The organism is Streptomyces sp. NPDC023157, assembly GCF_055560575.1.
The window spans coordinates 145,306-168,016 of the sequence record NZ_JBVHIL010000004.1 but is presented as its reverse complement, the minus strand read 5'-3'; the positions used below and the strand labels follow the sequence as shown (position 1 = coordinate 168,016).

Sequence of the window (22,711 nt, the reverse complement as noted above, 5' to 3'; positions counted from 1 at the left end):
TGTGCACCCGGCCCTCGGGCGTTGTCGCCAAGCCGCTTGGTCAGGGGCCGTAGAACCCGGCGACGTCGGCGATGAGGTCGACGCTGCCGTTGCGGTTGTAGAAGGTGACCTTGCCGTCCTTGACCGGGACCACGACGAGGTTGGGGACCGTCTGGCCCGCGACCACGTTGAGGTTGGACGCGCTGGTGCGGGTCGTGCCGTACGGGTAGACGGAGACGAACGTCGAGGCCGTGGGGTTGGTGGCCGTGACGTTGAGGACGACGGCCGTGACGCCGGTGGCGGGGACGCCGCCCTTCCCCGCGACGGTCAGGGTGACCGTCCCGCCCGCGCCGACCTTCGCCTTGGTGACGCCGGTGCCGTTACGGGTGTCCATCAGGCGGGCCGGGGTGACCGGCTCGTAGAGGGAGCCCGTGGTGCCGCTGGTGTAGTACCCGGCGACGTCGGCGAGCAGGTCGAGCGAGCCGTTGCGGTTGTAGAAGGTGACCTTGCCGTCCTTGACCGGGACCACGACGAGGTTCGGGACCGTCTGGCCCGCGACCACGTTGAGGTTCGACGCGCTGGTGCGGGTCGTCCCGTACGGGTAGGCCGACACGAACGTCGACGCCGTCGGGTTCGTGGCCGTGACGTTGAGGACGACGGCCGTGACGCCCGTGGCGGGGACGCCGCCCTGGCCCGCGACCGTCAGGGAGACCGTCTTGTCCGCGCCCAGCTTCGCCTTCGGCACGCCGATGCCGGAGCGCGTGTCCATCAGGCGGTTCGGCGTCACCGGCTCGTACAGCGAGCCCTTGCCCGACAGCGTGTAGTACCCGGCGACGTCGGCGAGCAGGTCGAGCGAGCCGTTGCGGTTGTAGAAGGTGACCTTGCCGTCCTTGACCGGGACCACGACCAGGTTCGGGACGGTCCGGCCGGCGACCACGTTGAGGTTCGACGCGCTGGTGCGGGTCGTCCCGTACGGGTACGCCGAGACGAACGTCGACGCCGTCGCGTTGGTCGCCGTCACGTTCAGGACCACGGCCGAGACGCCCTTCGCGGGCACCCCGCCCCTGCCCGCGACCGTCAGGGTGACCGTCTTGCCGGCGCCGATCTTCGCCTTGGCGACACCGACGCCGGAGCGGGTGTCCATCACGCGCGTCGGCGTCACCGGCTCGTACCGCCCGGTGGCCAGCGTGGACTGCCCGCGCACCAGCGCCACGTCGCCGGTCCGGGTGAGCGCCGGGCCCACGCCGTCCGCCGGGGCGGCCGTCAGGGTCCAGTCGTACAGCCCGTCCGGCAGCGCGTTCCCGGCCGCGTCCTTCCCGTCCCAGTCGGGCTTCACCAGGCCGCGGGCCTCGCCGCCCTCAAGGGTGCGCACGACGGTGCCCGCGCTGTCGCGGACGTCCATCCGCCAGGAGGCGGCGGGCTTGTTCAGCCACCACTTCGCGGCCCACGTCGGCTTCGCCGCCCCGCGGTCGAGGATCTTCGTCTCCTCGGCGTCGAGGAGACGAAGCGGCGAGGCGGGGACGCCGGTCGGCACGACGTGGATGTTCTGGTCCGCGTCCACGAGGCTCACGTGGCCGCCGAAGCGGTCGACCGTCCAGCCGTAGTTCGGCCGGGAGTCGGCCACGGTCCCCACCGCACGGGTCGCGCCGCCGCCGCGCAGCGGGGTGACGGAGACCGTGCCGCCCTTCTCGTGGGCGAGGTAGCCGTCGCCGAGCAGGGCGTTGGTGTGCGCCGGCAGGGAGACGTTCGCGAGGGTGTCGAGGTTCTTCACGCCCGTGCTCGACGCGCACTTCCAGTACGCGAAGGAGCCCACGACCTGGAGCCCGGTGAGGTCGCAGCCGGCCAGCTTCACCGTGCGCCTCGTCGTGCCGGTGCGGACGTCGACCGCGTCGACGGTGCCGGTGGCGGTGGACTCGGCCCACAGGGTGTCGCCGTCGAGCGAGGTCTGCCGGGTGCCGAGGTCGCGGCGGAACACGACCTTGCGGCTGTCGAGGTCGAGGACCTCGCGGGTGACGGCCGGGCCCGAGTTGACGCGCGCGATGTACGACACGTAGCGGCCCGAGAGCAGGAACTCCTCGCCGTACTTCTCGGGCTCGGCACCGGTCCAGTCGCGGTCGTCCAGGCCGCCGCCCGGGTCGACCACGTACAGGCTGCCCGGGTACGCCTGGAAGACCAGCCGCCCGTCGCCGGTGGGCTTCACGGGCACGCACCCCGGGAGGCAGCTGCCGGGGATGGCGGTCTCGTGCTCGTACCCCCGGTCGGTCTTCGGGCCCACGGAGAGCTCGCCGGCGACGGTGAGCTTCCGGCTGGTCACCCGGCCGTACATGTCGTCCAGGCCCCGGTGCTCCGCCGCGTGCAGCTCGCCCTGGGCGACGGCGAGCCGCCGGGTCTGGGCGACCGTGTCCGGGGTGTCGTAGAGCTTGGTGAGGACCGGCGCCGAGCCGGGCCCGGGGACGGTGACCTTGTGGACGGCGGGCCGCTCGTCCGCGCCCGTGACCGTGGCGAGGACGCCGCCGTCGGCGGTGGGGACGACGTCGGCCGCGTCGAAGGCCGGGCGGGGCGCCCCGCCCGCCAGCGGGTACAGCACGTACGGGACGTCGCCCAGCTCGACCTTCGTCACCACCAGGACGTCCTGGCCCACCAGCGCCACCGGGTTCCCCTCGGGCACCGGGATCTCCGCCGTGGGCCGGGTGAGGTCGCCGGTCAGGTCCCAGACCTTGAGCTGCTTGGTCCTCCCGTCCCAGCTGGAGGCGCGGGTCCCGGAGACGTCGGGGGCGTAGCCGGTGGTGTCGAACGGGATCGCGGTGGGTTTGACGACCGGATCGGCGAAGGCGACCCAGCCGAGGAGCGTCTTGCCGTTCAGTGAGTAGGCGACGAAGAAGCCCTGCCCGTCGCCCTGCCGGCCGGAGCGCAGTGAAACCGTGGAGATCCAGGCCGATCCGGCCGGGGAGAGCACCTTCACGTCCTTCTGGACGCCGTTCTCGACCGACAGGACGTGGACGGCCTTGTCCTCGCCGTTGGTGATGACCTTGCCGCCCTGGACGCTCGCGAAGTACTGCCGCTGCGGGATCGTCACCGTCCGCTCGGGGCCGGTGGGCCCGTCCTGGAGGACGACCCTGTCGTTGTACTGGCGCGCGATGACGTCACCGCCGCCGCCGTGCAGCGCGTACGAGCGGTCGGGGGCGAACCGGGTGGTCTTCCCGCCCGCGTACGGCACCCAGGAGAAGCCGCGGGAGTCCTCGTGCAGGAAGCCGGTCGCCCCGGCGAAACGCAGCTTGCCCGGACTCGGGAAGTGCTCGGGCGCGATCGTCAGCGGTGCCTGGGCCTGTGCCTGTGCCGTGGTCGCCTCCGCCGCGACCGCCGTCCCCCCGGCGAGCGGTGCGAGCGAGGCGACGGCCGCCGTCACGGCGACCGTGGTCGCCGTCAGACGTCTGCCGCGGGCCGTTCCGGACCTGCCTGATCGTGTGTCACGCACAGTGTCCCCCCTCAGAGTCACTAGTCGTTCACGTGTCAACCTCCCGAGGTTAAAACCTCCGTCTCCGTTCGAACCCCAGGTCGATCGTCACAACCTCGTCCCTGTTCGTCACAGTTCTGTGACAGGGATCCGTGGCGGCTTGCGACACCACTCGGGCCCGCTGCGGGGCCCGCCCCTCACGGCGGCCCCGGCCACACCAGCAGCATGTAGCCCCCCAGCCACGCCGAGGACAGGGCCGCCCCCGTCAGCACCAGGACCGCCGCCGGGCGCCGCGCGCGGGCCAGCGCCAAGGCCACCGGGAGGAGCAGCGGGAAACCCGGCAGGAGGAAGCGGGCGCGCGGGAAATAGACACCGCCGCTCCCCAGGACGACCAGCAGCAGCACCCCCGAGAAGACCAGCAGCGGCAGCGGCTGCCGGTACGCCACGCAGAGCAGGAACAGACCCGCCGACACCACCAGGACCAGCGAGACCACCACCAGGAACAGCTGCGGATGGCGCGCGTAGACGAGCAGCCCGCGCAGCTCCCGCAAGGTGTCCGCGCCCCCGTCCCACTCGTTGGTCCACAGCCGCTGCACCGCGAAGTAGCCGTCCCAGCGACCCAGCCGCACCCCGACCCACGTCACATAGCCGAACCAGCCCAGCGGAGCCGCCAGAGCGGCCGGCAGTGCCCGTCGCTCGCCGCGCCGGACCGCGAGCAGCGCGGCCACCGACATCGCCGCCGCGACCGCGACCCCGGTCGGCCGGGTCAGCCCCGCCGCCACCGCGAGCCCCGCCGCCCACGCCCAGCGGCCCGCCAGGACGGCGTACAGCGCCCAGGCGGCGAGCGCCGTGAACAGCGACTCGGTGTAGCCCATCCACTGCACCACCGCGACCGGCAGCGCCCCCCACAGCACCGCCAGGACCGTGCCCGTACGGCGCCCGTGCAGCCGGTCGCCGACCGCGAAGACCCCCCAGGCGGCGACCAGCGAGCACCCCCACGCGAGCACCAGGCCGACGGAGGCGCGCGACCCCGGGGTCACCCCCGCGACGGCCTTGATCAGCAGCGGGAACAGCGGGAAGAACGCCAGGTTGTTGTGGTTCGTACGGGTGCCCAGCTCGGCGTCGTAGCCGTGGTCGGCGATCCCCAGGTACCAGTGCGAGTCCCAGGAGGTCGCCAGCGTCGGCCACACCCCGTGCCCCTTGAGGTGCGCCCAGCGGGCCAGCACCAGCAGACCGAGCAGCCGTACCGCCAGATAGCCGAGCAGCGCCGGGGTCGCGTGCCGCAGCAGACCGGGCAGCCGCCGGTTCGGCAGGGGAGCGGGGCCGCGCGCGGCGGGGACGGTACGGCGGGGGCGGGGACGGGGGGTCAGCTGGGACGGCACGGGGGACACCGGGTCACCCTCGCCCCGCGCGCGCGGACGCGGGGCGCGCCTTACGTCACCTGCCGTACCCGGTTCACCCGAAAGGGGAGTCGCGGGGGAGTGCCGGGGGAGCCGCGGGAAGCTCCCCCGGGGGAACGCCGGAGGGAATGCCGGAGCGAACGCCGGAGGGGCCCGTACGGAAACGATCCGTACGGGCCCCTCCGGGGCGGCCGCTACAGGCCGGCGGCCTCCGCCAGGTCCTTCTTGATCGCGGCCAGCACCTCGGCGCCGGTCGCCCGGGCCGCCGCCAGCTCGCTCGCGTCGGCGACCGGGACCACGACCTCCAGGTAGCACTTGATCTTCGGCTCGGTGCCGGACGGGCGGACGATCACCCGGGCCTTGTAGGCACCCTCCAGGTGGTAGCGCAGACCGTCGGTCGGCGGCAGCGACTCCGTGCCCTTCGTCAGGTCCTCCGCCGAGACGACCGTCAGGCCCGCCAGGCGCACCGGCGGCTTCGCGCGCAGCGCCGCCATCGCGTCGGCGATCAGGCTCAGGTCCTCCACGCGCACCGACAGCTGGTCCGTGGCGTGCAGCCCGTGGGCCACCGCCAGGTCGTCCAGCAGGTCGGTCAGGGTGCGACCCTGCTCCTTGAGCACCGAGGCCAGCTCGGCGACGAGCAGCGCCGCCGTGATGCCGTCCTTGTCGCGGACGCCGTCCGGGTCGACGCAGTAGCCCAGCGCCTCCTCGTAGCCGTACCGCAGGCCCTCGACACGGGCGATCCACTTGAAGCCGGTCAGCGTCTCCTCATACCCGACGCCCGCCGCCTCCGCGATCCGGCCGAGCAGCGAGGACGACACGATCGACTCGGCGAACACGCCCCGCGCGCCCTTGTGCACGAGGTGCGCCGCCAGCAGCGCGCCGACCTCGTCGCCGCGCAGCATCCGCCAGCCGCCCTCCACCGACGCGTCCGGCACGGCCACCGCGCAGCGGTCGGCGTCCGGGTCGTTGGCGATCACGATGTCGGGGTCCACGGCCCTGGCCGCCTCGAAGGCGAGGTCCATGGCGCCCGGCTCCTCCGGGTTGGGGAACGCGACCGTCGGGAACGCCGGGTCCGGCTCCGCCTGCTCCGCGACCAGCGCCGGCGGCGGGAAGCCGTGCCTGCCGAAGGCCGCCGTCAGGACGTCCTTGCCGACGCCGTGCATGGCCGTGTAGACGGTCCGCACGGTACGGGGGGAGCCGGGGGTCAGCACGGCGTCCGTACGCGCCAGGTACGCCTCCAGGACCTCGTCGCCGAGGGTCTCCCAGCCGGCCTCCGGACGGTCCACGTCGGCCAGCGCGCGCACCGCGTCGATCTCGGCGGCGATCTCCACGTCGGCGGGCGGCGTGATCTGCGAGCCGTCGCCCAGGTACACCTTGTAGCCGTTGTCGCGCGGCGGGTTGTGGCTCGCGGTCACCTCGACACCCGCGACGGCGCCCAGATGCCTTATCGCGTACGCCAGGACGGGCGTCGGCAGCGGGCGCGGCAGGAGGGCCGCGCGCAGCCCGGCGCCGGTCATCACGGCGGCCGTGTCACGGGCGAAGTCGGCGGACTTGTAGCGGGCGTCGTAGCCGATGACGACCAGGCCGCCGCTCTCGCCCTTCGCCTTGAGGTACGCGGCGAGCCCGGCGGCCGCGCGGATGACCACCGCGCGGTTCATCCGCATCGGGCCGGCGCCCAGCTCGCCGCGGAGGCCGGCGGTGCCGAACTGGAGCCGGCCGGCGAAACGGTCGGCGAGCTCGTCGACGGCCCCGCGGTCCAGGAGCGCGCCGAGCTCCTCGCGGGTCTCCGGGTCGGGGTCCTCGGCGAGCCACGCCTGGGCCCGGGCGAGGAGGTCGTCCTGCGTCGTCACGGTGGTGTGCCTTTCGGAGGGTACGGCGGAGAGGGCAGGGCGTGTTCTTTCCCCACCCCGCCCCTTCCCGAACTGGGGGCGGGCCCCCAGACCCCCGTACGGCCTGCGGCCGTGCCCTCGATCGCCGGGCGGGCTGGATGGCCCACCACATTCAGCCACGCCGGCGTTCGAGGCGCGGGGGTCCGGGGGCGGAGCCCCCGGTTACGGGAAGGGGCGGGTGGGGGGAGAAACTCAGATCCGGTCGAGGACCCGCGTCAGCAGCTCGCCCATGCGGGCGGCGGAGTCGCGCCCCGCCTGGAGCACTTCCTCGTGGTTCAGCGGCTCGCCCGAGAGCCCGGCGGCCAGGTTGGTGACCAGGGAGATGCCCAGGACCTCGGCGCCGGCCTCACGGGCCGCGATGGCCTCCAGGACGGTGGACATGCCGACCAGGTCGCCGCCCATGACGCGGACCATGTTGATCTCGGCCGGGGTCTCGTAGTGCGGGCCGGGGAACTGGACGTACACGCCCTCCTCCAGCGTCTCGTCGACCTCCTTGCACAGCGCGCGCAGGCGCGGCGAGTACAGGTCGGTGAGGTCGACGAAGTTGGCGCCGACGATCGGGGAGGCGGCCGTCAGGTTGAGGTGGTCGCTGATCAGGACCGGCTGGCCGGGGCGCATGCCCTCGCGCAGACCGCCGCAGCCGTTGGTCAGGATGACGGTCTTGCAGCCCGCGGCGACGGCGGTGCGGACGCCGTGGGCGACGGCGGCGACGCCACGGCCCTCGTAGTAGTGGGTGCGGCCGAGGAAGACCAGGACGCGCTTCTCGCCGATCTTGTACGAGCGGACCTTGCCGCCGTGGCCCTCGACGGCCGGCGGCGGGAAGCCGGGCAGCTCGGTGACGGGGAACTCGGCCTCGGGGGCGCCCAGCGCGTCGACGGCCGGCGCCCAGCCGGAGCCCATGACCAGGACGACGTCGTGGTTCTCGACTCCGGTCAGCTCGCGAAGGCGCGTGGCAGCGGCCTCGGCGGCCTCGTACGGGGTGGCAGTTGCGTTCACTGGCTCTCTCGCCTCGGGGAGGGGGGTCCGAGGGGAGCCCCGGACGGATTTGATACGCGCAGCAGCCTAGCCGGAGAATCCCTACGCGCGTAGATGACGTTGCGGACGGAGCTGCGATCGTTGTCTTGTCGTTTCCCACGAACGTCCCACGAACGTGTTTCCCGCGCGCGTGTTTCCCGCGCACGCGTCGCGGAAGGGCGCGTTTCCGACAGGCGGGTTCCCGGCGCGTGTGGACGCGCGGGCCCGGGGGAGTGCTCCGCGGAGTCCCGGAGCACCCCGGCGCCCGGCGTCAGCACGGGCGCTTGCGCAGCTCCATCACGTAGTCGTGCGGCGCGCCGGCCGACTCCGCCGCGTCGGCGACCTCGCCCAGGTAGCGCGCGGACGGCAGCCCGCCCTCGTACGCGTTGAGCACGTACATCCAGGCCGGCTCCTCGCCGTCCAGGGTGTGCACCCGCACCCGCATCCGCCGGTAGATGTCGAGGCCGACGCCCTCCCAGCGGTCCAGCGAGTCCTCGTCCATCGGCGCGATGTCGTACAGGGCGACGAAGACCTGGGAGCGCGGCGCCTCCACGACCGTGGCCAGCGCACCCTCCCAGCCCATCTGCTCCCCGCCGAAGGTCAGACGCCAGCCGTTCAGCCAGCCGGTGCCGCGCAGCGGCGAGTGCGGTGCGCGGCGCGTCATGAGCCGCGCGTCGAGGTTGCCGGCGTAGGCGGCGTAGAGCGACATGGGACCGAGGGTACGGGAGGGGGCGGGGTGGATGACGAAGTCCGTGGTAGGGGGCTTGCCCGGGACGGCTCCGGAGGCCGGCCGGAGGTCCGGGGGAGGCCCGACCGGAGGCCGGCCGGAGGTCCGCGGGGAGCCTGCGGGAGGTCCCCGGGGGGGTCCGCGGGAGGTCCGACAGGGGCGGCCCGGGGGTGCGATGGGCCGCCGGTGCGCCCCCGGCGCGTGGCTCCCCGGCGCGTACGGGACAATGGGGTACGCACTTGAAGCGTGCGGGACAATGGCGTACGCACTGCAGCCCAGCGGGGGACCCCCCGGCAGAACGAGAGCGCGAGGCGTAGATCCCAGTGACCCGGATCGTGATCATCGGCGGCGGCCCCGGCGGCTACGAGGCGGCCCTCGTGGGCGCCCAACTCGGCGCGGAGGTGACCGTCGTCGACTGCGACGGTCTGGGCGGGGCGTCCGTCCTGACCGACTGCGTCCCCTCCAAGACCCTCATCGCCACCGCGGAGGTGATGACGACCTTCGACTCCTCGTACGAGGAGCTGGGCATCATCGTCGCGGACGACACCCCCCACCTGGAGCAGGCGGCCCGGGTCGTCGGCGTCGACCTCGGGAAGGTCAACCGACGGGTGAAGCGCCTCGCGCTCGCCCAGTCGCACGACATCACCGCCTCCGTCACCCGGGCCGGCGCCCGGGTGCTGCGCGGCCGCGGCCGGCTCTCCGGTCGGCAGGCCATGGACGGCTCCCGCCAGGTGATCGTGACCGCCGCCGACGGCAGCGAGGAGACGATCACCGCCGACGCGGTCCTGATCGCCACCGGCGGCCACCCGCGCGAGCTGCCCGACGCCAAGCCGGACGGCGAGCGGATCCTGAACTGGACCCAGGTCTACGACCTCAAGGAGCTCCCCGAGGAGCTCATCGTGGTCGGCTCCGGCGTCACCGGCGCCGAGTTCGCCGGCGCCTACCAGGCGCTCGGCTCCCGGGTCACCCTGGTCTCCTCCCGCGACCGCGTGCTGCCGGGCGAGGACCCCGACGCCGCCGCCGTCCTGGAAGACGTGTTCCGCCGCCGCGGCATGAACGTCATGGCCCGCTCCCGCGCGGAGTCCGCCAAACGGGTCGGCGACCGCGTCGAGGTCACCCTCTCGGACGGCCGGGTCATCTCCGGCACCCACTGCCTCATGGCCGTCGGCGCCATCCCGAACTCGGCCGGCATGGGCCTGGAGGAGGCCGGTGTCCGGCTGAAGGACTCCGGTCACATCTGGACCGACAAGGTCTCCCGCACCTCCGCCCCCGGCGTGTACGCGGCGGGCGACGTCACCGGCGTCTTCGCGCTCGCCTCGGTCGCCGCCATGCAGGGCCGCATCGCCATGTACCACTTCCTGGGCGACGCGGTGGCCCCGCTCAACCTGAAGACGGTCTCCTCGAACGTCTTCACCGACCCGGAGATCGCCACCGTCGGCTACACCCAGGCCGACGTGGACGCGGGCAAGATCGACGCCCGGGCCGTCAAGCTGCCGCTGCTGCGCAACCCCCGCGCGAAGATGCAGGGCATCCGGGACGGCTTCGTCAAGATCTTCTGCCGCCCGGGCACCGGCATCGTGGTCGGCGGCTGTGTCGTCGCGCCCCGTGCGAGCGAGCTGATCCACCCGATCTCGATCGCGGTCGACAACAATCTGACCGTCGAACAGATCGCAAATGCTTTCACCGTGTACCCCTCCCTGTCGGGCTCGATCGCGGAAGTGGCACGGCAGTTGCACACCCGAAAGACGACGGCCGAGGCGTAACACCCTCCCGGCGTCCCGCTCCGGGACGGCCCGGCACCGCTCCCGCCTGCGGGAACGGTTCGCCGAGTCGGACAACCCCCGGCAAGGCGGGGCATAGTCCTGGCGGTGGACACATCAAAGGCGGGGTCTCCCATACCACTTGGGGACCCCGCCTGTGCGCATCTTCTGCAATTCGGCGCATAGTGCTGAAAAGTATCGGCCGCTCACGTTACTGTCAGTTTCGTGTTCGCTGCAGAACGTCGCCAGTTGATCCTCGAAATGGTGCGGGCCAATGGAGCAGTGTCGCTCCGTGAGCTCGCCCGCGTCGTCCAGACCTCAGAAGTGACCGTACGGCGAGACGTGCGGGCGCTTGAGGCAGAAGGACTCCTCGACCGCCGCCACGGCGGTGCGGTGCTGCCGGGCGGATTCACGCGCGAGTCCGGCTTCCCGCAGAAATCCCATCTCGCGACCGCCGAGAAGACCGCCATCGCCGACATGGCCGCGAGCCTCGTCGAAGAGGGCGAGGCCATCGTCGTCGGCGCGGGAACCACCACGCAGGAGCTGGCCCGCCGGCTCGCCCGGGTGCCCGGGCTCACCGTCGTCACCAACTCCCTGCTCGTCGCCCAGGCCCTCGCCCACGCCAACCGGGTGGAGGTCGTCATGACCGGCGGCACCCTGCGCGGCTCCAACTACGCGCTCGTGGGCAGCGGGGCCGAGCAGTCGCTCCAGGGGCTGCGGGTCTCCCGGGCCTTCCTGTCCGGCAGCGGGCTGACCGCCGAGCGCGGCCTGTCCACCTCCAACATGCTCTCCGCGAGCGTGGACCGGGCGCTGGTGGAAGCGGCGGCGGAGGTGGTGGTCCTCGCCGACCACACCAAGCTGGGTACCGACACCATGTTCCAGACGGTGCCGACCGACGTGATCACCCGCCTGGTCACCGACGAGCCCCCCGCCCACGACGAGCGGGCCGCCACCGAGCTCCAGGCCCTGGCCGACCAGGGCGTGCAGATCGCGGTGGCCGGCACGGGCACGGCGCACGGAGGCGACCAGCACCCCCCGGGCGGCCGCCCGCGCCGTGACGTCCCACTGCCGGGGCAGCGCGGCCGGGTGCAGGCCGGGCAGTTCCGGGGCGGCCCCGGCGGGCCCGGCGGACCGGGTGGCCCCGGTGGTCTCGCGGGCGAGGTGCTCGCGCCCGAACGGCCGGTGCGGGTCGCGGACATGCGGCGGCGCTGAGCGGCGAGGGGTCCGTGCGGGCCCCGGCCGCCGCCGTGCCGCTCAGCTCTTGATGCCGCGCTCAGCTCTTGATGCCCCGCAACGTCAGCGTGAGTAGTCGGTCCGCCAACTCCGGGTCCTCCGGGGAGCGTTCGGCGGCCAGGGCGATGGCGTTGGTGAGCTGTATCAGGTCGCCGATCGACACGTCCTCGCGCACCGCGCCCGCCTCCTGCGCGCGGGTGAGCAGGCGCAGGCCCGCCGCCCGGAGCGGCTCGCTGCACTCGGCGAGTGCCGAACTCCGGTCGTGCGACGCGGACATGAGCGCGACCGCGAGGCCGCGGTACTCGCCCGCGTGGGTGATCAGGGTGCGCAGCCAGGCGACGAGGGCCGTGCAGGGCTCGGGGGCGTCGGCGAGCTCCGCCGAGTGGCGCAGGAGCGCGGCCAGGGCGTCCTGGAAGACGGCGCCGAGCAGGGCCTCACGGCTGGGGAAGTGCCGGTACAGGGTGCCGATGCCGACCCCGGCGCGGCGCGCGATGTCCTCCAGGGACGCGTCCGTCCCGTGGGCGGCGAAAGCGGCGCGGGCCTCGGCGAGCAGCCGCTCGTGGTTCCGGCGCGCGTCGGCACGCATCCGTACTCCTCCATGCCTGGGGCCGGTTCGACGAAGGGCCCGCAGGCGGTCGACGCCTGCGGGCCCTTCGTACCGTACCCCGGTGTCCGGGGCCCCGGTTCAGTCCTTGATCTCGCAGATCGCGGCGCCGGAGGTGATCGAGGCGCCGACCTCGGCGGACAGGCCCTTGACGGTGCCGGAACGGTGCGCGTTCAGCGGCTGCTCCATCTTCATGGCCTCCAGGACGACGATCAGGTCGCCCTCCTTGACCTCCTGGCCCTCCTCGACGGCCACCTTGACGATGGTGCCCTGCATCGGGGACGCGAGGGTGTCGCCGGAGGCGGTCGGGCCGGACTTCTTCGCGGCGCGGCGCTTCGGCTTGGCGCCGGCGGCGAGACCGGTGCGGGCCAGCGTCATGCCGAGCGAGGACGGCAGGGAGACCTCAAGACGCTTGCCGCCGACCTCGACGACGATCGTCTCGCGGCCGCTCTCGTCCTCCTCGGCCTCACCGCCCGCCGGGGCGAACGGCTTGATCTCGTTGACGAACTCGGTCTCGATCCAACGGGTGTGGATGCGGAACGGGTCGGCGGTGAACGCCGGGTCGACCACGACGGCCTGGTGGAACGGGATGGCGGTCGCCATGCCCTCGACCTTGAACTCGGCGAGCGCGCGGGAGGCACGCTGCAGCGCCTGCTCGCGGGTGGCGCCCGTGACGATCAGCTTCGCGAGGAGCGAGTCCCAGGCCGGGCCGATGACCGAGCCGGACTCGACGCCGGCGTCCAGGCGGACACCCGGGCCGGTGGGCGCGGCGAAGGTGGTGACGGTGCCGGGGGCCGGGAGGAAGTTGCGGCCCGGGTCCTCGCCGTTGATGCGGAACTCGAAGGAGTGACCGCGGATCTCCGGGTCGCCGTAACCGAGTTCCTCGCCGTCGGCGATCCGGAACATCTCACGGACCAGGTCGATGCCGGTGACCTCTTCGGTGACCGGGTGCTCGACCTGGAGGCGGGTGTTGACCTCCAGGAAGGAGATCGTGCCGTCGACGCCGACCAGGAACTCGACGGTTCCGGCGCCGACGTAGCCGGCCTCCTTCAGGATGGCCTTGGACGCCGCGTACAGCTCGGCGTTCTGAGCCTCCGACAGGAACGGGGCCGGGGCCTCCTCGACCAGCTTCTGGTGCCGGCGCTGGAGGGAGCAGTCACGGGTCGAGACGACGACCACGTTGCCGTGCGAGTCGGCGAGGCACTGGGTCTCGACGTGCCGCGGCTTGTCCAGGTAGCGCTCGACGAAGCACTCGCCGCGGCCGAAGGCGGCGACGGCCTCGCGGACGGCGGAGTCGTAGAGCTCCGGCACCTCTTCGAGGGTGCGGGCGACCTTCAGACCGCGGCCACCGCCACCGAAGGCGGCCTTGATCGCGATCGGCAGGCCGTGCTCCTCGGCGAAGGCGACGACCTCGTCGGCGCCCGAGACCGGGTCCGGGGTGCCGGCGACCAGCGGGGCGCCGGCGCGCTGCGCGATGTGGCGCGCGGCGACCTTGTCACCGAGGTCGCGGATGGCCTGCGGCGGCGGGCCGATCCAGGTGAGGCCGGCGTCGAGGACGGCCTGGGCGAACTCGGCGTTCTCGGAAAGGAAGCCGTAGCCCGGGTGGATCGCGTCGGCGCCGGAATCCGCGGCCGCCTGGAGCACCTTGGCCATGTCCAGGTAACTGGTGGCCGGGGTGTCACCGCCCAGGGCGAACGCCTCGTCGGCCGCGCGGACGTGCAGAGCGTCCCGGTCCGGATCGGCGTAGACGGCTACGCTGGCGATCCCGGCGTCCCGGCAGGCCCGGGCGACGCGGACAGCGATTTCGCCACGGTTGGCGATGAGCACCTTGCGCACGATGGCTCCCTCCTTGAAACAAGCTGAGTTTAGGGACTGCCGACACGGCCTTTCGACCCGTCCCCAGTGGTGAGCTTGCCCACACGGAGCGTGATACGAGGCCTGCTCGGGTCGTGAAATCCCTTGTCGCACCACGGTACGCAGGGTTTCTTTACGGCACAGTAGCTCCGAGGTGTGGCGCAGGTCTCTGTTCGCGCGACCAGTCGCCAAATGGGTTTCTTTGTGGAGTCCCTACGAATGGCGCAATCATTCTTTGCCCGAGCGCCGCCGTTCCGCTCCACGGCACGAACCCTTGTCCAGGGTTTTACCGGCCAGTAGCCTTCGCCCTGTCGTACGTACCGGAGGTAACAGCGTTCTCAGGGGGGTGGCCGAGGTGGCCCGCAGACCGATAGCACTCGTGACGGCCGCGGTGCTCTTCCTCGAAGCACCCGGAATCATCGCGTTCAACGCCGTGATGGCCCGCTTCGTGAAGGCCCAGTCGATGTCCCTCGACGGACTGCGTCCGGACGCGATGTACACCGGCACCTGGGCCCTCGGCCTCGGCTCCGGCGCCCTCCTCGTCCTCTGCGGCCTCGTCCCCCTCATCGCCGCGATCCGCGACCGCCGCCCCGGCCGCGCGGGCCGCGCCCTGCTCATCGGCTGCGCGGTCGTCCACGGCATCCTCGGCGCGGTGACGGTCGGCCTCATGGGCTGGCTCGCCTTCGCCTTCATGATGCTGGTCGTCGCCCTCATCGTGCTCACGCTGGTGGCGTACGGGGAGCCCAAGGCGGCCGAGGAGCGGGCCCCGGCTCCCGCGTGAGGACGAGGACCTCGCTGCCCATGCCGACGAGGAGGTCGTCGTGGTGGACGGCGAGGACGTCGGGGGAGAGCGGGAGGGCGAGCGTCCCGGTGAGACGCGCCGCGGCCAGGTCGTAGATCCACAGTGTCCGGTCCATGCAGCTGACCACCGCGTGCGGCCGCCCGTCGAGGACGGCGCAGTGCAGGTAGGTGATCTGGGAGTCGCGCCCGGGCAGTCGGACGCCCATCTCGCGCGTCGTCAGGTCCCAGACGCGGACCCCGCCTCCGTGGTCCCCGACGACGGCGACCGGGCGCCCGTGCAGGATGGTGCAGTCGATCGCCGTCACCCGCTCGGCGCAGCCTGCCAGCCTGCCCACCTCGCGGCCGGTCAACGCGTGGCGCAGTAGGACCGGACCGTCCCCTTCACCGGTGAGCAGCACCGGCTCGCCGCCCAGTGAGGTGACGGCGAGCGCCCGGTGGTGACTGCGGGAGGGGAACGTGCGCCGGGTGCCCCGGTCGATCTCCCACCGTGTCAGCACGTCGCCGCAGGACACCACGAAGGACCGGTCGCCCGAGCGGAATGCCACGAGGCCGCTCAGCGTGCCCTGGTCGTCGCTGTCTCCGACCACGAGCGTCTCCGTGCGCCGCGCCAGGTCCCAGACGGTCACCCCGCCGTCTGCCGAGGCCGTGATCACGTGCCCCGGCGAGCCGGGTGCCGGGACGAGGGCGGTGTACGCGGTGTGGCGGCCCGTCAGGGCCCCGCGCGGGGTGCCCTGACGCAGGTCCCACAGGCGCAGACTCCCTTCGTAGCCGGCCGTCACGAGGCAGGGGGCGCCGTCCAGTTCGGTGACGGCCGCCCCGTACACCGTGTACATGTGCCCGGAGGGCCCGGTTCCGTGCAGGGGCCGCTCCTCCAGGTCCCAGACGCGCACGTTGGTGTCCTCCAGGGAGACCGCGTACGTCCGGTCGGCGACTTCCTGGCACGTGACGTGTCCCACCAGGCCCGAGTGGCCCGTCAGCCGGTGCCGTTCCGTGCCGTCCCCCAGATCCCACACACGTACCGTCTGGTCCCCGCACGCGGCGACCGCGTGGGGACGCCCGCCCAGGGTCACCGTGGTCAGCCCGAAGATCTGGCCGTACTCGGGGACTCCCAGGGAACGTTCCGAACCGTCGGTGAGGTCCCAGACGGTGAGGCTGTGTCCGGCGCCCCGGCTGACGAGATGGGGGCGTCCGTCGAGGGTCGGGCAGGCGACGGCGAACACCGGAGCGCCGGCGATCAGGGGAGCCCGCCGACGGCCGGTGATCAGGTCGACCAGAATGATCACGCCGGTTCTGATGGGGACCAGTACGGCGTGGGGGTGTCCGTCCAGCACCGTCCACGCGCGCAGTTCGAGCTCGTCGTCCCCGCGCCGCCGGGGGAACGCGACGACGCGGTGCGAGTCCGAGGCCAGATCGATGACGACCAGCTCGTCCCGGTGCCCCAGGGCGACCGCGTGCTCCCGGTTCTCCCACGGGACGCACAGCAGGTTCCGGCCCGTCAGGCCGGGCACCTTCGTGAGCGGGCGCGGGGTGAGCGTGGCGAGGTCCCACAGGACGAGATCACCGTCGTAGCCGGCGGACACCACGCAGGCCCGGCCCTCGACCGTGCAGAACGCGGACAGGGACGTCTGCCGGTCGACGTGCAGCATCTGATGCGCACCCGTACCGAGGTTCCACAGATGGAGTCGGCCCATGCCGGTGAGGCCCACCGCGTACCACTGCCCGTGCAGCTCCACGCAGCTCGCCGCGCTGAGCGAGGTCTTCGTGTGGAACGACCCCACCAACGCCGTATGCACCTCCGACCCCGTCGCCCACCGAGGCCGCCACGTCCGCGTCCGCGCCAGCTCGCCCGCCGCCTCCCGCTCCCCGAAGCGGGCCGCGTCCACCGCGAGGACGTCTCTGCGGCCCGCCTCGTCCAGGCCGCGGTGGACGTCGGACGAGGTCCGGTACACCGAGCGCCACAGGCGGCCCCGTGCCGTCCGTACGGAGGCCAGCGCGCGGAGCAGTTCCGGTGGGTGGGCGTGGACCAGGTACTCGGGGTCGGCGAGGAGCGCGTCCAGGGAGCCGCCCGCCGCCGCGTGGGTCGCGAGGTGTTCGCGGACGTACGGGTGGGCCGCCGGCCAGTCGCGCAGGCCGGTGCGCGGGTCCTCGGGGACGCCCGCGAGGAGGGCGGCGGCGAGGGCGCGGTGGGCGTCGGTGTCGGGGCCCGCTTCGGCGCGGAGCCATTCGGCCATCGTCTCGTGGAAGAGGCGGTAGGCGGAGCCCGCGGGGGTGGCCGTCTCCACGAGGTAGGCGCCCGCGTGTTGGTGCAGCCAGCGCAGCTCGTCCTGGGCGCAGGGCAGCCCCGACAGGGCCTCGGCCAGCGGGCCCCACAGCGTGGACCAGGGCAGGCCCGCGCCCTGTGCGTACGCGAGGGGGCGCAGCAGGCGTTCGACGCGCGGCCGGTCGGGGCCGAAGCGGGCCAGGTAGGCGGCGAAGGCCTGGCCCGCGTCGTCGGGCAGGGCCTGTTCCCAGCCGGGGCGGGAGGTGTCGGCCTCGGTCTGGCCGTCGACGAGGGCGCGGGCGGTCATCCGGGCCACCAGGAACGAGTGGCCGGCGCGCGCGGCGATGCCCCGGGCCACGGCGGCGGCCTCGTCGGGGCGGCCGCGGTAGGGGGAGCGGGTGTCCGGGTCGCCTTCGGCGAGCAGCAGTGTGGCCGCGTAGGTGGCGACGTCGTCGGGGGTGGTGAAGGCGGGGGCGTCGAGGTCGATGACCTCCACGGCGGGGCCGAGCGCGGGGAGCAGCGGGCGGCGGGTGCCGACGACGAGCCGGACCGCGGGCAGCGAGGACAGGGGGCGCAGGAGTTCCCGGGCGATCCGCAGGCCCTCGTCGGCGTGGCCCGCCGGGCCGGCCTCGTCGAGCGCGTCGACCAGGACGGTGACGGGCGCGGTGCGCCGGCCGAGGGCCTCCAGGACGTCGTCGCGGTCGGTGCCGGGCAGGCGGAGCGCGGCGGCGAGTGCGGCGGCCAGGTCTTCGAGTGCGGCGCGGCGGGCGTGCAGTGGGACGGTCGCGCGGTGTTCCTCGGCGCGCAGCAGCCGGCCGAGGAGGGCGGACTTGCCGGAGCCGGGGTCGCCGGTGACGACGCGGGCCCGGCGGTCGTGCCGGTCGGCGGTCAGCCAGGAGCTGAGGGCGGTCAGGGCCTGCGTGCGGCCGGTGAAGTGGTCGCCGCGTTCGCCGGTGTGTTCGACGCCCCGGCCGCGGGCCTCGAAGTGCCCGCGGGTGGCGCGGCGGAGCCGGTCCAGGGTCTCGACGTCGAGCGCGTCGGCGGGGAGGCCCGCGATGTGGGCCCGGTTGCGGAAGAAGGGGTCGCGGCCGTCGCTGTCGACGGTGGAGTGGCTGACGCGCTGGGGCACCCGGCGTTCGGCGAGGTGCCGGTTGATCCGTTCGGTGATCTCGCGGACGCCCAGGAACTCCTGGTGGGCGCCGGCCTGAGGGTGGTTCAGGACGGTGGCGAGGGCGTCGACGAAGACGTTCTCGCGGGCGCGTTCCTTGCCGCGGGCGGCGGCGAGCATCCAGCGGCCGGCCGGTCCGCGCTGGGTGTGGGCGAGTTCGGTGGCGAGGGCGGCGATCTCGCCGGCGCCGGCTCCGGCGAAGCAGGTGTCGAGGACGACGAGGACGTGTCCGGCCTCGCCGCGCAGCAGCGGGCGGGCGAGGTCCTCGGCGGCGAGGGCGGCCGAGTAGCGGCCGGGCCGGGCGGTGGCGCCGAGCAGGTAGTGGCGGTCGGCGGCCTTGGTGCCGTGTCCGGCGAAGTAGACGACCACGATGTCCTCGGGGCCGGGTGCGGCGTCGTGCGCCCAGTCCTCGACGGCCTCCTGGATGGTGGCGGCGGTCGGGTCGGCGGCGAGCCGGTCGAGCGCCGTCTCGTACCCCATGGGCAGCAGCAGTTCCCGTAACCGCCGTACGTCCTCGGGGACGCCCGGCAGGTCGGGGATCGCGGGGTCGGCGTACGCGGAGACGCCGATGGTGAGGAGGAAGCGCCGGCCCTCGGAGGGCATGCTCACCCGAGCCCTCGCGCGATCGCCGTTCCCGTCCTCGGCGCCGTCAGGTAGCGGGCCAGGTCGTGCATCCGGGTGCCGTTGTCGATCCGCTGGTCGGACACGGCCGCGCCGAAGCGGGGTGCGAGGCGGTCGGGGAGGGCGACGACGTCGCCGCGGTCGGCGATGTTGGTCCAGCGGTGGATGCCGCCGGGCCGGCGGGCCGTGCCGTCCACCGGTGCCGGGGTCAGCCGGTCGAAGACGATGCCGCGCAGGCCGAGCGGGGAGCCGAGGGTGACGAGGTCGGTGACGGGCAGTTCCGGGCGGGCGCACAGCGTCTCGTACGCGATGACCGAGCCGAGCGAGTGGGCGACGAGGACCCGCGTGTCGGGGCCGATGGCGGCCGCGACCCGGTCCTGGGCGGCCGTGCGTAGCGCGGGTTCGGTGAGGTAGCGGCGGACCTGGCGGAGCGCGAGGACGAGCAGCCGGTCGGAGACACGGCCGAAGAAGCGGGTGCCGGCGAGGGCGTCGAGGGCGGCGCGGACCCGCTCGACGCGCAGGGCCCGGGAGGCGACGTGGCCGATCACCCCGCGCGTCCCGGCGGCGTCCGCCTCCGCCCCGTCTTCCGCGCCCGCCCCGTCTTCCGCCTCCTCGGCGGCCTGCCGCCACGCGTCGAGGAGTTTGGCCTCCAGCCCCTCCTCGACGTCCCACTCGTCCCAGGGCGGCAGGTCGTCGGAGCGGGTGCCCGGCTCGGTGAACAGGTCGCCGTAGAAGGCGCAGGCGATGTCCTCGGGGGCCGGCGGCGGGGAGCCGGCGAGCAGGACGCCGTCCCGCAGCGCGGGCACGACGTCCCGGCGCATCTGCTCGGGACCCAGGAACTCCTGGCCTATCCCGTGGACCACGACGACCCGCGCCATGTCAGCTCCCCCCTGATGTCCGGGCTCAGGCCCAGAGGTCGGTGATCGAGACGTTCAGCTTGCCGAGGAGGGTGCGCAGGAGGGGCAGGGACAGGCCGATCACGTTGCCGGGGTCGCCGTCGATGCCGTCGATGAAGGGGGCCGAGCGGCCGTCGAGGGTGAACGCGCCCGCCACGTGCAGGGGTTCGCCGCTGGCGACGTACGCGGCGATCTCGGCGTCGGTCGGGTTGCCGAAGCGGACGATGGTGGAGGCGGTGGCCGACTCGTACCGCTTGGCCGTCGTGTCGTACACGCAGTGGCCCGTCTGGAGGATGCCGACCCTGCCGCGCATCGCCTTCCAGCGGGCGATGGCCTCCTCGGCGTCGGCCGGCTTGCCGAGGGCCTGCTCGTCCAGCTCCAGGACCGAGTCGCAGCCGATCACGAGGGCGCCGAAGACCTCGGGGCGGGCGGCGACATGGGCGGCCTTGGCCTCGGCGAGGGCGAGGGCCAGCTCGGCCGGGGTCGGGGCGTGCGTCTTGTCCTCGTCGACGCCGCTCACGATCACCTCGGGGGCGAGCCCGGCCTGGCGGAGCAGCCCCAGGCGGGCGGGGGAGGCGGAGGCGAGGACGACACGGCGGCGTTCAGCAGTCATGGGGGCAGCGTATCGAGCGCTCTCAGCGCGCGCCGAGCACGAACATCAGCAGCACCATCGCGAGCCCGAGCAGCACGCCCGCGCGGCGCAGCATCGCCTGCATGTCGCGCATGTCCTTCGGCGGCTCGTTCTTCGGGTCGGACCAGAGCATGGTCCCGATCCTGCGGCCCGGAGGGCCGGGGCGCCTGAGTACGGGTACTCAAGCGCCCCGCGTCAAAGGACTAGTCCGGGACGGGTCCGGCGGTGGTCCGGGTGGCGAAGACGCCGGCCGCCGCCGCGGCGAGGGCCGCCGCGACCGCCCGTTCCGCGTCGGCCGCGGTCAGCTCCTCGCGGGTGACGGCGAAGCGGTAGTAGAGCGGGGCGGAGACGGCCCGGAGGAGTTCCAGGGCGTCGGTGTCCGGGGGGAGTTCGCCGCGCGCCGCCGCCCGGGTCACGACCGGTGCCCAGGCGGCGAGCCGGGTGCGGTAGAAGCCGTTCAGGGCCCGTGCGCACTCCTCGTCGCAGGCGGCCGCGGCGATCACGGCGTGGAAGACGGCGCCCATCCGCGGGTCGGCGAGGGTCCGGTGCACGAGCTCCGCGTTGGCCCGCAGGTCGCCCGCGAGGCTGCCGGTGTCGGCGGCGGGCACGGACTGCTCGGCCATGTCGTGCAGGAGGTCGGCGACGAGGCCGACGGGGGAGCCCCAGCGGCGGTAGACGGTGGTCTTGCCGACGCCGGCGCTCGCCGCGATCTGATCCATGTTCAGGGTGTGGAAGGCGGCCGCCGCGAGGGCGTCCTCGGTGGCGTCGAGGACCGCGCGGCGCACCTTCGCGGTACGGCCTCCGGGGCGCACGGTGCCGGGCACGGCCGACGGGCTCTCGCTCAAACGGGTCTCCTGTTCCATTAACGCTTCGGGCTCTGCTAGTGTCGCCCCCATCCTAACGGAACTGTCGTCCCATTAGTCAGCCCATGAAGGGGTCCCTGCCATGGTTTCCCTCGACAGCCCTGCCCGCGTCCCCGCCGCCGCCCCCGCCTCCGCCGCCGCCACCGACTCCGCCACCGACTCCGTCGAGCACCGCATGGACGGGCGGATGCGGCTCGTCCTGCTCGTCCTCCTCGTCTCCCAGTTCATGCTGGCCGTCGACTTCTCGATCCTGAACGTGGCCCTGCCCGTCATCGGCCAGGGGCTCGGCTTCAGCCTCGGCGGCCTCCAGTGGATCGCCACCGCCTTCGCCCTCGCCGCCGCCGGATTCACCCTGCTCTTCGGGCGCGTAGCCGACCTCGTCGGGCGCCGCCGGGTCTTCCTCGGCGGTATGGGCGTCCTCGGCCTCGCCTCCCTGGCCGGCGGGCTCGCCACCGGCCCCGAGGTCCTGATGGCCGCCCGCGTCGCCCAGGGCCTGGCCACCGCCGCCGTCACCCCGGCCGGGCTCTCGCTGCTGACCTCCTCGTTCCCCGAGGGCCCGCTGCGCGCCAAGGCGCTGGGCCTCAACGGGGCCCTCATGTCGGCCGGGTTCACCACCGGCGCCGTCCTCGGCGGGGTCCTCACCGACCTGCTCTCCTGGCGCTGGGCCTTCTTCGTCAACGTGCCCGTCGCCCTCGCCGTCCTGCTCGTCGCGCCCGCCGTCCTCAAGGAGAGCCGCCCGGCCGCCCGGCCCCGGCTCGACGTGCCCGGCGCGATCACGGTCACCGGCGGACTCCTCGCCCTCGTCTACGGGCTCACGGCCGCCGGCGAACACGGCTGGAGCGACCCGGGCGTCCTCGCCGCCCTCGCCGCCGCCCTCGTCCTGCTGGCCGCGTTCCCGCTGGTGGAGCGGCGGGCCGCCGCGCCCCTCGTGCCCGTGCGCGTGCTCCGGCGCCGCACCGTCGTCTGGGGCAACCTCGCCGGACTCGTCGCCTTCGCCACCGAGACCTCGCTGGTCTTCCTGATGACCCTGCACCTCCAGGACGTCCTGGGCTTCTCCCCGCTCGCCGCCGGCCTCTCCTTCGGCGTCCTGGGCGCGGGCACGGTGCTCGGCGGACTGTTCGCCGCGCGCTTCATCGGCCGGTGGTCCGCCCGTACCGCACTGATCGCCGGCGGAGCGCTCCAGACCGCCGCGACCCTCTCCCTCCTCGGCCTCGGCGACGACCGGAGCATGTACGGGCTGCTGCTCGCCGGCACCTTCGCGGGCGGCGTCGGCAACATGCTCGCCATCGTCGGCTTCATGGTGACCGCCACCTCCGGACTGCCCGACGCCGAGCAGGGCATGGCCACCGGCATCGCGACCATGACCCAGCAGGTCGGCATCACCCTCGGCACCCCCGTGATGAGCGCCGTCGTCGTCACCTCGGCCGCCCTCCCCGACGGCATCGGGCGGGCCGTCCTCGTCAACGCGGCCGTGGTCCTCGCCGGGGTGCTCGCCTCGGCCCTGTTCCTGCGGCGCCGACCGTAGGGCCCGTGCCCCGCGTACGGCGAAGGCCGGGC

Annotated in this window: 16 protein-coding genes; 4 read left to right on the top strand and 12 right to left on the bottom strand. The window is 73.6% G+C overall.

Translation table 11 applies throughout. The annotated features are described in order from the left end of the window. Window positions 1–40: 40 nt before the first annotated feature. From ACZ3ZE_RS15695 to ACZ3ZE_RS15675, 5 genes are all read right to left on the bottom strand, one after another. A complete protein-coding gene (locus tag ACZ3ZE_RS15695) occupies window positions 41–3,385 on the bottom strand; it encodes a FlgD immunoglobulin-like domain containing protein (RefSeq protein WP_467259403.1) in 3,345 nt (1,114 codons plus the stop codon). 245 nt (window positions 3,386–3,630) lie between these two features. Continuing rightward, window positions 3,631–4,815 carry a hypothetical protein gene (locus ACZ3ZE_RS15690; RefSeq protein WP_467259788.1) on the bottom strand — a complete coding sequence of 395 codons (1,185 nt, stop codon included), beginning with the start codon at window positions 4,813–4,815 and terminating at the stop codon, window positions 3,631–3,633. Between the two features lie 212 nt (window positions 4,816–5,027). Continuing rightward, window positions 5,028–6,683 (bottom strand): phospho-sugar mutase, encoded by a 1,656-nt coding sequence (locus ACZ3ZE_RS15685; protein WP_361175840.1) that lies wholly within the window; start codon window positions 6,681–6,683, stop codon window positions 5,028–5,030. A 231-nt stretch (window positions 6,684–6,914) separates the two neighbouring features. Beyond that, window positions 6,915–7,718 carry a purine-nucleoside phosphorylase gene (locus tag ACZ3ZE_RS15680; RefSeq protein ID WP_361175843.1) on the bottom strand — a complete coding sequence of 268 codons (804 nt, stop codon included), beginning with the start codon at window positions 7,716–7,718 and terminating at the stop codon, window positions 6,915–6,917. 289 nt (window positions 7,719–8,007) lie between these two features. Further along, window positions 8,008–8,445, bottom strand: a complete 438-nt coding sequence (locus ACZ3ZE_RS15675; protein WP_361175846.1) for a gamma-glutamylcyclotransferase family protein — start codon at window positions 8,443–8,445, stop codon at window positions 8,008–8,010. A gap of 341 nt (window positions 8,446–8,786) precedes the next feature. Here ACZ3ZE_RS15675 and ACZ3ZE_RS15670 point away from each other — a divergent pair, with 341 nt between their 5' ends. Together ACZ3ZE_RS15670 and ACZ3ZE_RS15665 are read left to right on the top strand one after the other, a co-directional pair. Beyond that, on the top strand, window positions 8,787–10,226 hold the full coding sequence (locus ACZ3ZE_RS15670) for an NAD(P)H-quinone dehydrogenase (RefSeq protein WP_361175849.1): 1,440 nt from the start codon (window positions 8,787–8,789) through the stop codon (window positions 10,224–10,226). Between the two features lie 258 nt (window positions 10,227–10,484). Then, window positions 10,485–11,435 (top strand): DeoR/GlpR family DNA-binding transcription regulator, encoded by a 951-nt coding sequence (locus ACZ3ZE_RS15665; protein WP_442305467.1) that lies wholly within the window; start codon window positions 10,485–10,487, stop codon window positions 11,433–11,435. A gap of 61 nt (window positions 11,436–11,496) precedes the next feature. Here ACZ3ZE_RS15665 and ACZ3ZE_RS15660 read toward each other — a convergent pair whose 3' ends face one another. Continuing rightward, the gene (locus tag ACZ3ZE_RS15660; protein WP_361625444.1) at window positions 11,497–12,042 is read right to left on the bottom strand and encodes a TetR/AcrR family transcriptional regulator; all 546 of its coding nucleotides are present in this window, start codon (window positions 12,040–12,042) and stop codon (window positions 11,497–11,499) included. A gap of 99 nt (window positions 12,043–12,141) precedes the next feature. Next, a complete protein-coding gene (locus ACZ3ZE_RS15655) occupies window positions 12,142–13,896 on the bottom strand; it encodes an acetyl/propionyl/methylcrotonyl-CoA carboxylase subunit alpha (protein WP_361175859.1) in 1,755 nt (584 codons plus the stop codon). Between the two features lie 373 nt (window positions 13,897–14,269). Between ACZ3ZE_RS15655 and ACZ3ZE_RS15650 the strand changes: the two genes are divergently transcribed. After that, the gene (locus ACZ3ZE_RS15650) at window positions 14,270–14,695 is read left to right on the top strand and encodes a hypothetical protein (RefSeq protein ID WP_467259402.1); all 426 of its coding nucleotides are present in this window, start codon (window positions 14,270–14,272) and stop codon (window positions 14,693–14,695) included. On the opposite strand, the gene ACZ3ZE_RS15645 is transcribed toward ACZ3ZE_RS15650, so the two are convergent. From ACZ3ZE_RS15645 to ACZ3ZE_RS15625, 5 genes are all read right to left on the bottom strand, one after another. After that, the gene (locus tag ACZ3ZE_RS15645; RefSeq protein ID WP_467259400.1) at window positions 14,634–18,746 is read right to left on the bottom strand and encodes a caspase family protein; all 4,113 of its coding nucleotides are present in this window, start codon (window positions 18,744–18,746) and stop codon (window positions 14,634–14,636) included. The two genes, ACZ3ZE_RS15650 and ACZ3ZE_RS15645, sit on opposite strands and share 62 nt — an antisense overlap. A 2-nt stretch (window positions 18,747–18,748) precedes the next feature. Then, a complete protein-coding gene (locus ACZ3ZE_RS15640; RefSeq protein ID WP_361625438.1) occupies window positions 18,749–19,642 on the bottom strand; it encodes an antibiotic ABC transporter ATP-binding protein in 894 nt (297 codons plus the stop codon). 25 nt (window positions 19,643–19,667) lie between these two features. Then, window positions 19,668–20,273 (bottom strand): nucleoside triphosphate pyrophosphatase, encoded by a 606-nt coding sequence (locus ACZ3ZE_RS15635; protein ID WP_361175868.1) that lies wholly within the window; start codon window positions 20,271–20,273, stop codon window positions 19,668–19,670. 22 nt (window positions 20,274–20,295) lie between these two features. Next, entirely contained in the window at window positions 20,296–20,424 is a 129-nt protein-coding gene (gene mmpB / locus ACZ3ZE_RS15630; RefSeq protein WP_329423388.1) for a morphogenic membrane protein MmpB, read from the bottom strand. Window positions 20,425–20,494: 70 nt separating this feature from the next. Further along, complete coding sequence (locus ACZ3ZE_RS15625) at window positions 20,495–21,187, bottom strand: TetR/AcrR family transcriptional regulator (protein ID WP_467259397.1); 693 nt, start codon at window positions 21,185–21,187, stop codon at window positions 20,495–20,497. Between the two features lie 49 nt (window positions 21,188–21,236). Here ACZ3ZE_RS15625 and ACZ3ZE_RS15620 point away from each other — a divergent pair, with 49 nt between their 5' ends. Next, on the top strand, window positions 21,237–22,679 hold the full coding sequence (locus ACZ3ZE_RS15620; protein ID WP_467259395.1) for an MFS transporter: 1,443 nt from the start codon (window positions 21,237–21,239) through the stop codon (window positions 22,677–22,679). Window positions 22,680–22,711 lie beyond the last annotated feature (32 nt).

Coding starts and splice junctions, on each gene's coding strand:
- ACZ3ZE_RS15660 (WP_361625444.1), bottom strand. CDS start 12,042: ATGCGTGCCGACGCGCGCCGGAACCACGAGCGGCTGCTCGCCGAGGCC.
- ACZ3ZE_RS15665 (WP_442305467.1), top strand. CDS start 10,485: ATGGTGCGGGCCAATGGAGCAGTGTCGCTCCGTGAGCTCGCCCGCGTC.
- ACZ3ZE_RS15675 (WP_361175846.1), bottom strand. CDS start 8,445: ATGTCGCTCTACGCCGCCTACGCCGGCAACCTCGACGCGCGGCTCATG.
- ACZ3ZE_RS15640 (WP_361625438.1), bottom strand. CDS start 19,642: ATGGCGCGGGTCGTCGTGGTCCACGGGATAGGCCAGGAGTTCCTGGGT.
- mmpB (WP_329423388.1), bottom strand. CDS start 20,424: ATGCTCTGGTCCGACCCGAAGAACGAGCCGCCGAAGGACATGCGCGAC.
- ACZ3ZE_RS15620 (WP_467259395.1), top strand. CDS start 21,237: ATGGTTTCCCTCGACAGCCCTGCCCGCGTCCCCGCCGCCGCCCCCGCC.
- ACZ3ZE_RS15625 (WP_467259397.1), bottom strand. CDS start 21,187: ATGGGGGCGACACTAGCAGAGCCCGAAGCGTTAATGGAACAGGAGACC.
- ACZ3ZE_RS15645 (WP_467259400.1), bottom strand. CDS start 18,746: ATGCCCTCCGAGGGCCGGCGCTTCCTCCTCACCATCGGCGTCTCCGCG.
- ACZ3ZE_RS15635 (WP_361175868.1), bottom strand. CDS start 20,273: ATGACTGCTGAACGCCGCCGTGTCGTCCTCGCCTCCGCCTCCCCCGCC.